A 16,793-nucleotide genomic window follows, 5' to 3' on the forward strand; every position below is an offset into this window, starting at 1 on the left:
CTTATGCGCCGCCGGATTCGGCCGTCGCCTGTCTGGCCGCCTCGATCAGTCGGGAAAAATGCTGTTCGGCCTCGGCGTTGGCCACGAAGGATACGGTGGTGACGACGCAACAGAGTTCGCCCTGGGCGTCAAAGACCGGCGCGGCCTTGCCCGTCAGGGCGGAGAACAGATGTTCATTGAGTTCCGCACCACCCACCTCGCGAATGGTTTCCAGAACTCTGGCATCCGGGCGGGAGCCACGAAAGGCCGCCGGTTGCAGCTTGCGCACCGCGGCTATCCTCTCCGGCGGCAGGTAAGACTGGAAGACCAGCCCGCAGGCGCTGTTATCCAGCGGCAGAACATCGCCGAGCGCCACGGTGCTGATGGAAAAACTGGCGCTTCTTGCCCATCGCACCACGGTCGGGCCGCGTTCGGTCCAGATCGCCACGCCGCAACTGGCGCCGATTTGGGCGGCGAGCGCTTTCATCTGGCGACCGGCGGTTTCGACCGGATTGATTCGCCGGAGCGCACTGATGCCGATCCCCAGCGCCGCCGGTCCAAGATCGTAACTGCCGCTTGCGGGGTCCTGCGTCACCAGTCCCTCCCGCACCAGGCTCTGCATATAACGATGGGCGGTGGAACGGCCGGTGCCGGCGCGTTTGGCCAGTTCGCCAAGCGCAAGCGCCGTATCCGATCTGGCGAGAAGGTTGAGAAAACGCGCCGCGATCGATACGGATTGAATAAGCGCCGAGCGCTTTTCGCCCTCGTTTTCGGGCGCTTCGTCCGCTTCGTCATCCATGGCGTTCAAGCTTGTTCCCCCGTGTATCGAGAAATGCCTAACGCATCCGGGTGAAAATCGGAATCGATTTCTGCGGACTTTTCAGTGGCTTTCATTCGCAACGCCGTGATTGCCGACGAGGCGCTGATTAAACTTTGTTGTAAATATGGCACATCCCGTTACGGAAGCCTTTTTGTCCGCAATACAGAACGCATTCTCTATTGCGAAACGGATAACGCTTCCGTTACTTGAATATGACTTTAATACTCATGTTTTTTAGGGGTGTGTGATGGGGTTTAGCTCTAGCGGTCGTTTGATGAGCGGGGTCAGCGCTCTGACGCTGGCGACGATGTTTGTGACGCCGGTTCTCGGTCAGGATCAGCAGGCTGAGGCGGCGGGCACGACCGTGTTGAAACCGATCGTCGTGACCGGTGAAAAAGTGGCGCGCGACATGAAGAACACGGCTTCGTCCGTTTCGGTCAAAACCGCCGAGGAAATCAGGAAGGAAAAGACCGGCGACCCGACCGTGTCGGAAGCGATCAAGGATATCCCGAACATCGTTTATACCGATAATGTCAGCGCTCCCATCATCCGCGGACAGGATACACAGGGACCGAATACCGGCTCCATCGCCTTCTTCACCGGCACGGTGCCGCGCGCCACGATCAATGTCGACGGCCATTATCTCGGTTATAACGAGTTCATCTATGGCGCGAGCTCCATCTGGGATGTCGACAGCATCGAGGTCTTCCGCGGCCCGCAGACCACCTCGCAGGGCGCCAACGCCATCGCCGGCGCGATCCTCGTCAACACCAAGGACCCGACCTTTACGCCTGAGGCTTCCTATCAGGCCGAAATAGGCAATTATCACCAGAAGCGGGCGTCATTTGCCTTTTCCGGACCGTTGATCGAGGATGAGCTGGCGGCGCGCATGGCGATCGATTATTCCGGCCGCGATACCTTCATCGATTATATCAATTCCGCATTTGCCCATGACGGCACCGATCAGGATTTCAAGGAATTCAACGGCCGCTTCAAGCTGCTGTGGGAGCCGTCGGAAATCCCCGGCCTTTCGACGAAGCTGACCTATTCCTATAATGCTTCGAACCGGCCGAGCCAGGAGGCGGCGTCGCGTCCCTTCGAGGATCTCAACCACATCACCACCACGATGCCGAATTTCAGGCAGTACACCAATACCGGCATTCTCGATATCAATTACGATTTCGAGAACGGCGTGAAACTGTTCAACCAGACGCAGTTTTCCGCCTCCACCGCCAAACGCCGGGTTGGTATTGCAAATAACGGCGATGCGGATGTCGATCTCAAGAACACCTCGCACGAAACGCGCGTCACCTTTGGCGATCAAGAGGATGTGCTGAGCGGTGTCGCGGGCATTTATTACGCGCATACGAAAGCCGACGAGGTGCTTTATCTGCGCGGAACATCGCGCTTCAACGACACCAAAGATAATCTCGGCCTCTTCAGCGAGTTGAGCTATCGCCTGACCGACCAGTGGACCCTGACGGGCGGCCTGCGCTACCAGCAGGACCAGATCCAGCGCGCCGGTTACCGGACGCTGAGCGCCACCAGCAGAAGCTCGGTCAATTATGACGAAACCTTCTCGGAAATCCTGCCCAAGGCGTCGCTGGCCTATGCCATCAACGACGACTGGACAGTCGGCGGCCTCGTCAGCCGTGGTTATAACCCCGGCGGCGTCGCATTCGACCTGACCACCAGCAAATGGCGGAGCTTCGACAAGGAAACAATCTGGAACTACGAGCTCTTCACCCGCGCCAGCCTGCTGGACGATACGCTGACGGTGAACGGCAACCTGTTCTACATGGACATGAAGAACGCCCAGTTTAACGTGCCGGTCGTCGTCTCCACGGGTATCAGCGAATCCTACACCGTCAATGCCGAAGAGGCTCATGCTTACGGTCTGGAAATCGGGGCTGATTACCGGGTTCTCGACAATCTGACGCTGAAGGCCAGCGCCGGTCTGCTGAAGACGAAAATCGACGAGATTTCCAGCAACGCCGCCTATGTCGGCAAGGAATTCGCCAAGTCGCCGGGTTACAGCTTCACCATCGGCGCAAGCTGGGATGTGACGGACAAGTTCACCGTTTCAGGCCAGGTGCGCCATCTCGACGGTTATTATTCCGACACGGACAACAAGGCCGTTTATGCGATCGATCCCTATACGATCGCGGATGTGCGGGCGAGCTACAAGTTCCAGGACGAGCTTGAGTTCTACGCCTACGTCAAGAACGTCTTCGATGAGCGCGCCCCGACGCTGATGAAGGAAAACCGCGGCATTGGCGGCATCGAGGCCAGCATGACCGAACCGCGCATGTTCGGCATCGGCGTGCGCGGCACGTTCTGAGCCGTCACCTGAGTTGAAAAGCAAAAGGCCTTCGAAGCGATCTTCGAAGGCCTTTTTTTGATGCAGAATCCTTCACACTCGCCGTCATCCTCGGGCTTGTCCCGAGGATCCAACCACGTAGCGTTAGATCAATCGGTTGCAGATGCTCGGGACAGGCCCGAGCATGACGAAGGAGAGGTTTCAGGCCTCTGTAAAACCTAACTCCTCGACGCCGAGAAAGCCTCAGAAAAACGCCTGAATGCCCGTCTGCGCCCGGCCGAGGATAAGCGCGTGGACGTCGTGCGTGCCCTCATAGGTATTGACCGTTTCGAGGTTCTGGGCGTGGCGCATCACATGGTATTCGATCTGGATGCCGTTACCGCCATGCATGTCGCGGGCCTGGCGGGCGATATCCAGCGCCTTGCCGCAATTGTTGCGCTTGATGATGGAGATCATTTCCGGCGCCATTTTATGCTCGTCCATCAGCCGGCCGACGCGCAAGGAAGCCTGAAGGCCGAGAGCGATCTCGGTCTGCATGTCGGCGAGCTTCTTCTGGTAAAGCTGCATGCCGGCCAGCGGCTTGCCGAACTGCTTGCGGTCGAGACCATATTGCAGGGCGCGGAACCAGCAATCTTCGGCAGCACCCATCACACCCCAGGAAATGCCGTAACGGGCGCGGTTGAGGCAGCCGAACGGGCCTTTCAGGCCTGAAACATTGGGCAACAGCGCGTCTTCGCCCACTTCCACACCATCCATGACGATTTCGCCAGTAATGGAGGCGCGCAGCGAAAGCTTGCCGCCGATCTTCGGGGCGGAAAGACCCTTCATGCCCTTTTCCAGCACGAAGCCCCTGATCTGGTTGTCATGGGCTTCCGATTTCGCCCAGACGACGAAGACATCGGCGATCGGCGCGTTGGAAATCCACATCTTCGAACCGCGCAGGCGATAGCCGCCGGCGATCTTTTCAGCACGGGTCTTCATGCCGCCGGGATCGGAGCCGGCATCCGGCTCGGTCAGGCCGAAACAGCCGATCAATTCGCCGGAAACGAGGCCGGGCAGGTATTTCTTCTTCTGCTCGTCCGAGCCATAAGCGAAGATCGGGTGGATGACGAGCGAGGACTGCACGCTCATCATCGAGCGGTAACCGCTGTCGATCCGCTCCACCTCGCGGGCGACGAGGCCATAGGCGACGTAGCTCGCATTGGCCGCGCCATATTCTTCCGGAAGCGTAATGCCGAGAAGGCCGGTCCGGCCCATCAGGCGGAACAGTTCCGGTTCGGTGGTCTCAGAAAGATAGGCCTCGGAGACACGCGGCAAAAGTTCCGACTTGCCGAAGGCGGCGGCGGCGTCGCGGATCATCCGCTCGTCATCGGTCAGTTGGTCTTCGAGCAGAAAAGGGTCCTGCCAATTGAATGCTGCGTGTTCGCTCACTTTATGCCTCCGGATTTGCTGGCCGGATTATTCGTATCGAAGCCCGCCCGCACAAGCCATGTTTACTCATTTTTGCATTACATATAGTAATGGCTCATGACGTCTCTCAGCCGCAAACTCCTGCCGTCCACCAGTGCGCTTGCCGCCTTTGATTCCGTTGCCCGGCTCGGCAGCTTTTCCGCTGCCGCGGAGGAGCTCGCCCTCACGCAAGGGGCGATCAGCCGGCAGGTTATGTCACTGGAAGAACAGCTTGGCGTGCGCCTGTTCGAACGCGGCGCGCGCGGCGTGGCGTTGACGACCGAGGGGCGCGCTTATGCGAAATCGATTGCCTCCGCCCTCGGCGAGATACGGTCTGCATCGCTGCAGATCATGACCAAAACGCATGGCAATACGCTGAACCTTGCCATGCTGCCCACCTTCGGCACCCGCTGGCTTTTGCCGCGTATCCCGGATTTCGTCGCAAACCACCCCGAAATCACCATCAATTTCGCCACCCGCATCGGGCAATTCGATTTCGAGCGCGAGCAGCTGGATATGGCGATCCATATCGGCCAGGCGGACTGGCCGGGGGCGGAATGCACCTTTCTGATGCATGAAATGGTTGCGCCGGTGTGCAGCCCGCAATTCCTCAGCGCTCATCCCGTCGAAAAGGGAGAGGACATCGCCGCCCTGCCGTTGCTGCACATGGCCTCGCGGCCGGGAGCGTGGGGCCATTGGTTCGAAAGCCTCGGCCTGTCGCTTGCCTTGCCGCAAGGCATGCGCTTCGAGCAGTTTTCCAGCGTGGCGCAGGCCTGTATAGCCGGCCTCGGCGTGGCGCTGATGCCGCTTTTCCTGATCGATAACGAGCTGAAATCGAAGCAACTGGTAAAAGCCTTCGATCATCAGGCCAAAAGTCCAAGCTCCTATTATGCGGTAGCGCCGCTCTCGCGCGCCAATCACGTTCCGGTCGTGCTGTTTCGCGACTGGCTGGTGCGGCAGGTTGAGGCCTATCGTGCGGCGAGCATGACAGCCTCATAAAAATAATCGCACTTTTTTTCGGGCATTTAGACTTTATGCCCAGGTTTTCGCCGTGTTTTGCCGTCTTGCGGACTCGACAGGAGAGCTTAGCTGGACTATCGTGATTAAACGTTTAATCAGCCCCTTCGGACCATCATGGCGTCTTCACGGCCTGCCACCAATCTGAGCGCGATAGCAGCGGCACTCGGCGTGTCGGTGGCAACCGTGTCCAATGCGCTCTCCGGCAAGGGTCGTGTTTCGCCTGAACTGGTGGAGCGCATCCGCAAGACCGCAAGCGAACTTGGTTATGTGCCGAGTTCGGCGGGCAGGGCGCTGCGCACCGGCAAAAGCGGTGTTCTCGGGCTGGTTCTGCCCGATATCGCCAATCCTCTCTTCCCGCAGATCGCGCAGGCCATCGAAAAGGCGGCCGTTAATGCCGGTTACGGCGTGCTGATTGCCGACTCGCGCGGTGAGATCGCCATGCAGACGGATGCCATCAACCGGCTGATCGAGCGTGGGGTGGACGGCATGGTCATCGTTCCTCGCCGTGGCACGCGCATCGCCGATGTCGATTGCCCTGTCGCGGTGATCGACAGCCCCTCGACGCCTGGCAACACGGTCGCCGCCGACCATTGGGATGGCGGCCGGCAGGTTGGCGAATATCTGGCGGGTCTTGGCCATCGCAAGGTGGCGCTGGTGGGCAAGAACCGGGATTCCAATGTGCAGAACGACCGCCTCGGCGGTATCCGCGACGGTCTCGGCAAGGCCTGCATGACACAGACGCTCTGGATAGACGGCATCGAAAAGACCGGCGGCGCGGGCTGCCGGCTCGGGCTTGCCGAAAAAGTTGCCGAGGGTTTTACCGCCTTTGCCGCCGTTTCCGACCTGCATGCGTTGCGCGCGCTCACCGAATTGCAGCGCGAGGGCATCGATGTGCCGGAGGAGGCCAGTGTCACCGGCTTCGACGATCTCATTTTTTCGGCCGTGGTCACCCCGCCTTTGACGACGATGCGGATGGATATGGGCCGTATCGCCGATCTTGCCGTCGGGGCGTTGCTGCGGGCGATTGACGGTGCCGGCGAAGGCGGCGTCGCCGTCGATGTCACCGCGGATATAACGAAAGTACCGATGGCGCTGATCATGCGCGGCTCCACCGGCGAAAAAAAGCATGATGCGATTGAAGCCAAAAACACGACAGCAGGAGAACTCACACCATGAAAAAAATCATTCTTGCATCGGGCACCGCCCTGATGCTGACGATGGGCGCCGCGCAGGCGCAGGACAAGACGCTGACGATCTCGGTCTACGCCTTCGCGCAGGACGAATTCAAGGAATTGGTCTATACGCCGTTCGAGAAGCAATGCGGCTGCAAGCTGGTCGTCGAGACCGGCAACAGTGTCGAGCGGCTGGCCAAGATGGAGGCCAACAAGGCCAATCCGGTGGTCGATCTCGCCATCGTCTCCATGGCGGATGCGCTCTCCGCCACCCGCAAGGACCTGATCCAGAAGATCGATGCCGCCAAGGTGCCGAATATCGGCAAGCTCTATGACATCGCCAAGGATCCGAATGGCGACGGCATGAGCGTCGGCGTCAATTTCTACGCCACGTCAATCGTTTACCGCACAGACAAGATGAAGATCGATAGCTGGGCCGATCTTTTGAAGGACGGTATCGTTGACCACGTCGCTTTCCCGAATGTCACTACCAATCAGGGCCCGCCGGCGCTTTACATGCTGGGCAAGGCCATCGGCAAGGATACGCCTGATCTCTCCGGCGCTATCGAAGCCGTGGGCGAAAAGAAGGACGATCTCGTCACGTTCTACGTGAAATCGTCGCAGCTGGTGCAGCTCATGCAGCAGGAAGAAATCTGGGCCGCCCCCATCGGCCGCTTCTCCTGGGCGCCCTTTACCAAGCTCGATCTGCCGCTTGCCTGGGCAACCCCCAAGGAAGGCCAGACCGGCGGCATGAACGTGCTCGTGGTGCCGAAGGGCACGAAGAACGAAGATCTGGCGCTGCAGTTCATGGATTTCTGGCTCTCGACCGACGTTCAGAAGGCGCTGGCCGAAAAGCTCGTGGACAGCCCGACCAACAAGGAAGTCAAGGTGTCCGACGAGGTGGCGAACAACATCACCTATGGCGACGAAACCGCAAAAAGCCTGCAGCTCATTCCTTCCGCCGTGACGCTCGACAACCGTGACAAGTGGCTGTCGGAGTGGAACGCCAAGGTCGGCCAGTAAGTCCTTATCAAGGTTTGGAATGGGGCATTTAAAACGTCCGAAAGGGCGGCTCCATTCCCGGAAAAGCGGTTTGGTCGTCCCCTGACCGCTTTTCCACCTCTCAATTCCGCAAGCTGGCCATGACCGCTTGCAGTAACAATCGGCCGCGGGCCGTTCGGGGAATAAAGCGATGTTTCAGAACCGGGCCGAAGCGCTGGCGCTTGCATTGCCCGCCGCTATTTTCGCGGCGGCGGTCTTTCTTGTGCCGGTCTTCATGCTCCTGTCGGAAGGCTTTCACACCACTGACGGCTGGACATTGTCCGCTTACGCCGATTTCTTCTCCGATCCGCTGAACAGGGCGGTTTTCCTGCGCACCCTGAAGCTTGGCGCGCTCGTCACCATTGTATCTGCGGTGGTGGGTTATGCGGCGGCTTTCGCCATCGTCAATCTGTCGCAGGGCGCGAAAGGACATGTCGTCAATCTGGTCGTCTTGCCGCTGATGATCTCGCCGGTTGCCCGCACCTATGCCTGGATCGTCATTCTCGGCAGAACCGGCATCGTCAACCAGGCGCTTCAGGCGGTAGGACTGAGCGATGCGCCGATCCGTATACTGTTTTCCGAAACGGCTGTTTTCATCGGCCTTCTGCAATTGTTCCTGCCATTGATGATCATTTCCCTCATCAGTGCGCTGGAGAATATGCCCAAGGATACGATCGCAGCCGCCCGCGTTCTCGGCGCAAACTGGCTGCAGGTGTTCTGGAAGGTCATCCTGCCGCTCACCAAGGAGGGGCTTGTTGTCGGCGGCACGCTGGTCTTCACCGGTTCGCTCACGGCCTATATCACGCCGGCCATTCTCGGCGGCTCCAAGGTGCTGATGCTGGAAACCCTGCTCTATCAGCAGGTGACGGTCTCCAACAATTTCGTCGCCGCCAGCGTCATCGCCTTCATCCTGATCGTCATGAGCTTTGCCGCCAATATCCTGCTGAAGCGCATCGCCACCGCAAGGAACAAGAAATGACCCGGCAGCTCTTCATTCCGCTCACGCTCCTGCTCGTTGTCGGCTTTCTGATCGGGCCGTTCCTCATCATCGTTGCGGCCTCGTTTTCGGCCGGCGACACGCTCGCCTTTCCGCCGCAGGGCTTTTCACTGAAATGGATCGCGAAGGTCTTCACCGTCGAAAGTTTCCGTGAAAGCTTCGCGATGTCGATGTTCCTCGCCATTGGCGGCACATTCACGGCGCTCGTCCTCGGTATTCCCGCTTCCTACGCCATGTCGCGCTACAAGCTGCCCTTTGCGGAAACCGTGCGCACGATCGTTTCGGCGCCGATCATCGTGCCGGGTATCATCGTCGGTCTGGCGCTGCTGCGCTATTTCGTCGTTCCCTTCGGCATCGGCATCACGCTTGCCCTGTTTCTCGCGCACACGGCGCTCATCCTGCCCTATGCGGTACGGGTGGTTTCGGCCAGCCTCAACAATCTGCGTTCGGATATCGAGGAGGCGGCGGTGCTGCTCGGCTCGTCGCGGTTTGGCGCATTTTTCCGTGTGGTGCTGCCCAATATTCGCGGCGGCATCCTGTCGGCCTTCATCCTCGGTTTCGTGACGAGTTTCAATCAGGTGCCCGTGTCGCTGTTCCTGTCGGGTCCGGGCGTGCGCACGCTGCCCATCGACATGCTGGGCTACATGGAAATCGTCTTCGATCCGTCTGTCGCTGCACTCTCATCGCTGCTCGCCTTCCTTTCCATCGGCATCGTCTTCCTGGCCGAACGTTTTCTGGGGTTCTCCCGTTATGTCTGACGCAAATTACCTTTCGCTCCAAAAAGTCTCGCTCGCCTACGGCAACAGCATCGCCGTCAAGGATCTCGACCTCGATATCCGCAAGGGTGAACTTCTCGCGCTGCTCGGTCCTTCCGGCTGTGGCAAGACCACCACGATGCGCGCCATTGCCGGGCTGATGCCGGTGGCGGGCGGGCGCATCGATCTCGACGGCGCCGATATCACCCGCGTCGCCGCCAACAAGCGCGCCGTCGGGCTGGTGTTTCAGTCCTATGCGCTGTTTCCTCACCTGACGGTTTACGAAAACGTCGCATTCGGCCTGAAACTCAAGGGCATGAACGGCAAGGCGCTTGATGACAAGGTCGCCTCCGGTCTGAAGTCCGTGGGATTGTCGAACTTCGCATCGCGCAAGCCGGCCGAGCTTTCCGGCGGCCAGCAGCAGCGCGTGGCGCTGGCGCGCTCCATGGTCATGGAGCCGAAGGTGCTGCTGCTCGATGAGCCGCTCTCCAACCTTGATGCGCGCCTCAGGCTTGAAATGCGCACCGAATTGCAGCGCGTGCAGAAGGAAACCGGTGTGACGATGATCTTCGTCACCCATGACCAGATCGAGGCGCTCGCACTGGCCGACCGTATTGTCGTCATGAAGGGCGGCAAGATTGAGCAGATCGGTACACCGGAAGAGATCTATAATGCGCCGGTTTCCGCCTTCGTGGCGGATTTCGTCGGCTTTGAAAACATCTTCGCGCTGGAAGGCGGCGCGTTGAAAACCGAAAACGGCACAACACCGCTTACCGGACCAGTCCCTTCAGCATCTGGACTGGCCTGGCGGCCGCGCATGGTCACCCTTGGTTCAGGTCCTTTCCAGGGAACCGTGCGCGGCACATCCTTTGCCGGAAATACCCGTGAGTACCTGCTGGATACGCTGCTTGGTCCCATCAAGGCGGAGACCGATGCTGCGCTGACCGCCCATACGATCGGTGATACGCTCGCCTTCGACCTTCCGGTCGAAAAGGCGGCAAGCCTCAAGGTGTTTGGCTGATCATGGGTGTGTGGATCGATACCGATATGGGCTTTGACGATATCGCCGCCATCATGGTGGTGCAATCGGCAGGCCTTGCCATAGACGGCATTTCGCTGGTCTTCGGCAATGCGACGCTGGATGTTGTCTGCAGCAACGCCGCAGGCGCGGTCGCCGCCTTCGGCTGGTCCATGCCCCTCCATCAGGGCCGTGCCAAACCCGTCCTTGGCGCGCTCGAAACCGCACAATGCATTCTGGGTAACAGCGGCATTCCGACCGTCGGCCGTAGCCTGCCGGATGCGCCCGCTCTGCCGCAAAGCGACGCTTTCACTGCGCTGTGCGGCTGGCTTGAGGGGGCAGGCGAAAAGCGTATCCTCGCGCTCGGCCCGCTTACCAATATCGCCGCCCTTTGCCTTGCCCGGCCCGATCTTGCCGCGAAAATTTCCGATCTGACCTGGATGGGTGGCGGCGTGACGAGCGGCAACCACACCGCATCTGCCGAATTCAACGCCTTTGCCGATCCGGAAGCGCTGGCCATCGTGCTTTCTCACGGCCTGCCGCTGCGCATGGTCGATCTGGACGCCTGCCGCAAGGTCACCGCCTCGCCAGCCGATGTGCTGCCGATCCGAAATGCTGGCGGCAAAAACGCCGGCCTGATTGCCGACCTGCTGGAAGGTTTCATCGGCATCGCCACGAGACGCGGCAGACCGGCCATGGCGCTTTACGATCCCGTTGCCGCTGTCGGCTTCACCTCCGAGCTGCTTGGCTGGCGCTATACGCGGATCGATGTCGAGCTTCACGCGGCGCTAACGCGCGGGCGAACGGTGGTTGAGCCGCGCGCCGACAAGGTTGCCGCCTTCAACGCGCATTTCGCCGACACCGTGAATGCCGAAGCGGCAAAGGCTGCGGTTCTCGAGGCGTTGCGCCGCGAGGCTGCCCGATGAGTGCACAATCCCCGATACGCGAGCCGGTCGATCTCAACGACGATGCGCTGCGCGCCCGCGCGGTTGCCGCTGCGCGCGGCGATGCGGCTTTCGATGTTCTCATTACCGGCGGAACGCTGGTGGATGTGGTGACGGGGGAGCTTCGCGCCGCTGATATCGGCATTGTCGGTCCGCTAATTGCCAGCGTTCACGAACCGGCAAGCCGCAGCGATGCTGCGCAGCTCGTCGACGCGTTGGGCGCCTTTGTCTCGCCCGGCCTGATCGACACGCATATGCACATCGAAAGCTCGATGATAACGCCCGCTGCCTATGCGGCAGCCGTGGTTGCCCGCGGCGTCACCACTATCGTCTGGGACCCGCATGAATTCGGCAATGTCCATGGTGTCGAAGGGGTGCGCTGGGCGGCGAAATCCATCGAAAACCTGCCGCTGCGCGCCATTCTGCTTGCACCCTCTTCAGTGCCATCAGCACCGGGGCTGGAGCGCGGCGGCGCTGATTTCGATGCCGGAATTCTCGCTGATATCCTGTCATGGCCGCAGATTGGCGGGGTTGCGGAAATCATGAACATGCGCGGCGTCATCGACCGCGATCCGCGCATGAGCGGCATCGTACAGGCCGGTCTCGTCTCGGAAAAGCTGATCTGTGGCCATGCGCGCGGCCTGAAGGACGCCGATCTCAACGCCTTCATGGTGGCCGGTGTTTCTTCCGATCACGAGCTGGTCTCGGCTGAAGACCTGATGGCGAAGCTTCGGGCGGGGTTGACCATCGAGCTGCGCGGCTCGCACGATCATCTGCTGCCGGAATTTGTGGAGGCGCTGAATGCGCTCGGCCACCTGCCGCAGACGCTGACGCTCTGCACTGACGATGTTTTCCCGGACGATCTGTTGCGGGGCGGCGGGCTGGATGATGTGGTGCGCCGCCTTGTCCGTTATGGCCTGAAACCGGAATGGGCGCTGCGCGCCGCAACACTGAATGCTGCGCAAAGGCTTGGCCGTGCCGATCTCGGCCTCATCGCCGCCGGTCGCCGCGCCGATATCGTCGTCTTCGAGGATTTGAGTGGTTTTTCAACCCGTCATGTCTTGGCCGGTGGCAGGGCGGTTGCGGAAGCCGGGCATATGCTCGTCGACATTCCAGCCTGCGATGCGACGGCGCTCGAAGGCTCGATGAAGCTGCCGCTGCGCGCAGCCCATGATTTCAGGGTTGCCTGCGAGGGCGCAAGGGTGCGCCTTGCCACCATCGACCGCCCACGCTTCACGCAATGGGGCGAGGCGGAAGCCGAGGTGAAGGATGGTTTTGTCGTTCCCCCCGAAGGCGCCACGATGATTTCCGTCACCCACCGCCACGGCAAGGCCGAGCCAATTACCAGGACCGGCTTCCTTACCGGCTGGGGACGCTGGAACGGCGCCTTCGCCACCACCGTCTCGCATGACAGCCACAACCTCACTGTCGTCGGCGGTAATGCCGAAGACATGGCGCTGGCCGCCAATGCGGTGATTGCGACAGGCGGCGGCATGGCTGTCGCCTCTGAGGGTAAGGTGACCGCGCTTCTACCCCTGGCGCTCTCCGGCCTCGTTTCCGATGCGCCGCTTGAAGACGTAGCACAGGCTTTCGAGGAATTGCGCGCCGCTGTCGGCAAGGTGGTCGAATGGCAACCGCCCTATCTCGTTTTCAAGGCCTGTTTCGGTGCCACGCTCGCCTGCAATATCGGTCCTCACCAGACGGATATGGGCATTGCCGATGTGCTTACGGGACGGGTGATGGAAAGCCCGGTGCTTGCGGTTCTCGAATAGCGGCGGTTCGCATCTGCGGGCTGCGATTTATTCCACCTTGGGCCCGTCAGGCGTCTGTGTTTCACGCGCGGCAATGCGCGCTGCCATCACGAAATTCTTCACCACGGGCGATGTCGTTCCGCGCCGATAGGCGAGCGATATGGAAAGCTGTGGCGGCGGACCGCTGGAGGGCAGCAGGACGATGTTGTGCATTTTGACTTGTGCGACGGATTCCGGAACGAGGGAAACCCCGAGTTCGGCCGCGACCAGCGACAATATCGAGACGATTTGCGGTGCAGCCGGCCCGAGACGCGGCGTGAATCCAGCCTCCTCGCAGGCTTTTATCGATGCATCGTGAAGGCTGGTGCCGATGCTGCGTGGCGTCAGAATGAAAGGGTCGTCGCGCAGTTCCATCAGGTCTATGGCGGTTCCGCGCCGCGCGAGTGGATGGGATGCCGGCAGGGCGACCAGAAGCGGTTCGTCAGTGAGCACTTCCTCGAGCAACGTATCAGGGTCGGATTGTGAGGGGCGCAGCAGCGCCACGTCCAGCCGATCTTCAAGTAGGGCCGGCGTCAGTGCGAGAGCAGCTGCCTCCATCACCTGAAGTTCTACGTCAGGGTATTTGCGTCTGTAAGTGCGGATGCAGGCCGGAACCAGAGGGTTGAGCGCCGCCGTGCCGGTAACGCCTATTCTCAGGATACCGGTTTCACCGGCCGCCGCCCTGCGTGCAAGCCGGATACCTTCGCTCACCTGATGCGGAATATGGGTCACCGCGATGCGAAACGCATGACCCGCCGGCGTTAGTTCCGCGCCATGCGCGAGACGCCGGAATAGCCGCACGCCGATTTCCTGTTCCAGAACCTTTATCTGCTGGCTGAGCGGCGGCTGCGCGATTCCCAGATGTTCTGCCGCCCGCGTAAAACTGCCTTCATTGGCGATGGCCAGAAAATAGCGGATGTGCCTGAGTTCCATGATATTAGATCCAGATATGACAGGAACGCATTCCATATATTAGAATGAAAGACGGAGCTGCGCTATAGCTGGGAGCGAAAAGGACAAACCCGATGCGCCAGCTCAAAAAACAGGATTTCGCCCCGCCGATCGTCATGACGGAGGAGCCGCCGGATGTGCTCTGGATCCGGCAGGGAAGCCGCCAGTTTCGCCGGGCGAGTTGGGCGCTCTTTCTGGCCGGCTTCGCCAGCTTTTCGCTGATTTATTGCGTGCAGCCGCTGCTGCCGGAATTTCCGGCGGAATTCGGCATAAACCCCGCAACCGCATCGCTCGCCCTGTCGCTGACGACGGGAACGCTGGCCTTCGCCATTCTTCTCAGCGGTGCTTTTGCCCAGCTCTTCACCCGCCGAAATCTGATGTTCGTTTCGATGATGCTGGCCGCTATCGCCAATATCATTGCAGCAAGCACGGAAGGTTGGGCATGGCTGCTTGCCGCCCGCGCGCTGGAAGGGTTCGTGCTCGGCGGCGTTCCCGCCGTCGCCATGGCTTATCTTGCCGAGGAGATCGAACCTTCCAGTCTCGGCAAGGCGATGGGGCTTTATGTCGGCGGCACGGCCTTCGGCTCCATGGCCGGGCGTGTCGGCATGGGGCTGGTGTCCGCCTATACGTCCTGGCAGGTCGCAATGTATGCGCTGGGGGCGGTCTGCATCCTTGCGGCCATCGGCTTCCTGCTGCTTCTTCCGCCCTCGCGGAATTTCCGGCCGCAGCACATGCCGCTGAAAAATCATCTGAGAATATGGGCGCAACATCTTGGAAATCCTGAACTTCGGCGGTTCTATTTCCTTGGCGCGATGCTGACGAGCGTGTTCACCACCGTTTTCAACTATTGCGCCTTTCGCCTCGTCGCGCCGCCTTACGAATTGGGCCGCACCGCCGTCAGCATGATCTTCCTGACCTTTGCCCTGGGTATCGTCGCTTCCTCCTATGGCGGTGCTCTTGTCGACCGGTTCAGCCGGCGGATCATGCTGGTGGTTGCCTTTTCCACCATCCTTGCCGGTATCCTGCTGACCTTCGCCTCAAGCATCATCCTCATCGTGGCGGGGATTGCGGCGATAACCGTCGGATTTTTCATTGGGCATTCGGCTGCCAGCAGTGGTGTGGGTGCCAATGCGGGAGGCGCCAAAAGCCATGCTTCCGCGCTTTATCTGCTGTTTTATTATTGCGGAGCGAGCATCACCGGTTGGATCGGTGGCTGGTTCTGGATCCATGCCGGCTGGCCCGGCATCATGGCGATCACCGCCGGCTGCGCGCTTGCCGGAATTTTCGCCAGCCTTGCCGGTCCGAGCGCGCGGCGCGTCTGAGCGGCCATCGCCGATGCATCCGGCCGTTTTTACTCCGCCGCCAGTTCCTGCTCCACCAGTGTTGCCCAGAAAGCGACGCCGGGAACGATTGCCGCGTCGTTGAAGTCGTAGGAGGTGTTGTGGTGCAGCGCGCCATCCACCGCGGGGCCGTTGCCGAGCCAGACGTAGCAGCCGGGGGCCTCGCCCGCGAAAAAGGCGAAGTCGTCGCCGGCGGTCGAGGGCGGGAAGGCGGTGCGGGATTTGTTGCCGAAGACGGTCTTGGCGGCTCGGAGCGCCCGTTTCGTCGCATCGGCATCGTTGATGACGGGCGGAATGCGGCGGATGAATTCATAGCTTGCCTCGATGCCGAACATCGCCGCCGTACCCTTGGCGAGCCTGCCGATTTCCGTTTCAAGCTGGCTGCGCACCTCAGGCGCGTAGGCGCGTGCGGTGCCGCCGATTTCGACGAGATCGGGAATGACGTTGAGCGCCTTGGGGTCACCCGCCTGCACCGAGCAGGCGCTGACGACGGCAGGTTGCAGCGGATCGACGACGCGGCCGACGATGGTTTGCAGCGAAGCGAGGAAGGTGCCCGCCGCCGTTACCGGATCGCGGCCGAGATGCGGCTTGGCGCCATGGGTGCCGATGCCCTTGAAGGTGACGCGCCAGCTGTCGGACGAGGCCAGCTGTGGGCCTTCCACCACGGCCATCTCGTCGAGCCCAAGCCCCGGCATATTGTGCAGGCCATAGACCGCATCGCATGGGAACAGCGTGAAAAGCCCGTCCTCCACCATTTTCTTCGCGCCGCCTCGGCCTTCTTCGGCCGGCTGGAAGATGAAATGCACGGTGCCTGAGAAGTCGCGGGTCTTTGCGAGGTAACGCGCGGCGCCAAGCAGCATGGCGGTGTGGCCGTCATGTCCGCAGGCATGCATCTTGCCGGGAAATTTCGATTTATAGGGCCGGTCGGGCACCTCAGGCATGGCAAGCGCATCCATATCGGCGCGCAGGCCAATGCTGCGGGTGCCATTACCCACCTGCAGCGTGCCGACCACACCGGTGCCGCCAAGACCGCGATGTACCTTCAGCCCGGCGCGCTCGAGAAGATCGGCGACGATGGCGCTGGTTCTCTCCTCTTCGAAACCCAGTTCCGGATGCGCGTGCAGATCATGACGAAGCTCCGTCAGGAATGGCAGATCCTCGCCGATGCGATCCAGCAGTCTCATGGGAAGCTTGTCC

The 16,793-nt window shown here is 60.7% G+C and carries 14 protein-coding genes; 10 read left to right on the forward strand and 4 right to left on the reverse strand.

Features of this window, described 5'->3' with window-relative positions:
* Window position 1 precedes the first annotated feature (1 nt).
* On the reverse strand, window positions 2–778 hold the full coding sequence (locus V6S97_RS24030; RefSeq protein ID WP_113007839.1) for an IclR family transcriptional regulator: 777 nt from the start codon (window positions 776–778) through the stop codon (window positions 2–4).
* 295 nt (window positions 779–1,073) lie between these two features.
* Here V6S97_RS24030 and V6S97_RS24035 point away from each other — a divergent pair, with 295 nt between their 5' ends.
* Complete coding sequence (locus V6S97_RS24035; protein ID WP_077998773.1) at window positions 1,074–3,140, forward strand: TonB-dependent receptor; 2,067 nt, start codon at window positions 1,074–1,076, stop codon at window positions 3,138–3,140.
* Between the two features lie 222 nt (window positions 3,141–3,362).
* Here V6S97_RS24035 and V6S97_RS24040 read toward each other — a convergent pair whose 3' ends face one another.
* Window positions 3,363–4,550, reverse strand: coding sequence for an acyl-CoA dehydrogenase (locus V6S97_RS24040; protein ID WP_020809005.1), 1,188 nt, complete (start codon window positions 4,548–4,550; stop codon window positions 3,363–3,365).
* 96 nt (window positions 4,551–4,646) lie between these two features.
* Between V6S97_RS24040 and V6S97_RS24045 the strand changes: the two genes are divergently transcribed.
* The 8 genes from V6S97_RS24045 (at window position 4,647) to V6S97_RS24080 (ending at window position 13,287) form a co-directional block, all read left to right on the forward strand.
* Entirely contained in the window at window positions 4,647–5,567 is a 921-nt protein-coding gene (locus tag V6S97_RS24045) for a LysR family transcriptional regulator (protein ID WP_334427823.1), read from the forward strand.
* A gap of 135 nt (window positions 5,568–5,702) precedes the next feature.
* Entirely contained in the window at window positions 5,703–6,764 is a 1,062-nt protein-coding gene (locus V6S97_RS24050) for a LacI family DNA-binding transcriptional regulator (RefSeq protein ID WP_080864557.1), read from the forward strand.
* Window positions 6,761–7,783, forward strand: a complete 1,023-nt coding sequence (locus V6S97_RS24055) for an ABC transporter substrate-binding protein (RefSeq protein ID WP_020809003.1) — start codon at window positions 6,761–6,763, stop codon at window positions 7,781–7,783. The genes V6S97_RS24050 and V6S97_RS24055 overlap by 4 nt, the downstream gene beginning before the upstream one ends.
* A gap of 169 nt (window positions 7,784–7,952) precedes the next feature.
* Window positions 7,953–8,780: an ABC transporter permease gene (locus V6S97_RS24060; protein WP_003504739.1), complete on the forward strand. Its 828-nt coding sequence runs from the start codon at window positions 7,953–7,955 to the stop codon at window positions 8,778–8,780.
* Window positions 8,777–9,556: an ABC transporter permease gene (locus V6S97_RS24065; protein WP_003504740.1), complete on the forward strand. Its 780-nt coding sequence runs from the start codon at window positions 8,777–8,779 to the stop codon at window positions 9,554–9,556. The genes V6S97_RS24060 and V6S97_RS24065 overlap by 4 nt, the downstream gene beginning before the upstream one ends.
* A complete protein-coding gene (locus V6S97_RS24070) occupies window positions 9,549–10,574 on the forward strand; it encodes an ABC transporter ATP-binding protein (RefSeq protein ID WP_003504741.1) in 1,026 nt (341 codons plus the stop codon). The genes V6S97_RS24065 and V6S97_RS24070 overlap by 8 nt, the downstream gene beginning before the upstream one ends.
* A gap of 2 nt (window positions 10,575–10,576) precedes the next feature.
* The gene (locus tag V6S97_RS24075) at window positions 10,577–11,497 is read left to right on the forward strand and encodes a nucleoside hydrolase (protein ID WP_020810852.1); all 921 of its coding nucleotides are present in this window, start codon (window positions 10,577–10,579) and stop codon (window positions 11,495–11,497) included.
* The gene (locus V6S97_RS24080) at window positions 11,494–13,287 is read left to right on the forward strand and encodes an adenine deaminase (RefSeq protein ID WP_020810853.1); all 1,794 of its coding nucleotides are present in this window, start codon (window positions 11,494–11,496) and stop codon (window positions 13,285–13,287) included. Before V6S97_RS24075 ends, V6S97_RS24080 begins: the two co-directional genes overlap by 4 nt.
* A 27-nt stretch (window positions 13,288–13,314) precedes the next feature.
* Here the strand turns inward: V6S97_RS24080 and V6S97_RS24085 are convergent, their stop codons facing one another.
* On the reverse strand, window positions 13,315–14,238 hold the full coding sequence (locus V6S97_RS24085; protein WP_003504744.1) for a LysR family transcriptional regulator: 924 nt from the start codon (window positions 14,236–14,238) through the stop codon (window positions 13,315–13,317).
* Between the two features lie 92 nt (window positions 14,239–14,330).
* Here V6S97_RS24085 and V6S97_RS24090 point away from each other — a divergent pair, with 92 nt between their 5' ends.
* The gene (locus V6S97_RS24090) at window positions 14,331–15,578 is read left to right on the forward strand and encodes an MFS transporter (RefSeq protein ID WP_003504745.1); all 1,248 of its coding nucleotides are present in this window, start codon (window positions 14,331–14,333) and stop codon (window positions 15,576–15,578) included.
* Between the two features lie 29 nt (window positions 15,579–15,607).
* Here V6S97_RS24090 and V6S97_RS24095 read toward each other — a convergent pair whose 3' ends face one another.
* Window positions 15,608–16,780 carry a M20 aminoacylase family protein gene (locus V6S97_RS24095; RefSeq protein ID WP_031234007.1) on the reverse strand — a complete coding sequence of 391 codons (1,173 nt, stop codon included), beginning with the start codon at window positions 16,778–16,780 and terminating at the stop codon, window positions 15,608–15,610.
* Window positions 16,781–16,793: the final 13 nt, after the last annotated feature.

Origin of the sequence: Agrobacterium sp. CCNWLW155 (assembly GCF_036888815.1) — a bacterium.
Taxonomy (GTDB): Bacteria; Pseudomonadota; Alphaproteobacteria; order Rhizobiales; family Rhizobiaceae; genus Agrobacterium; species Agrobacterium radiobacter.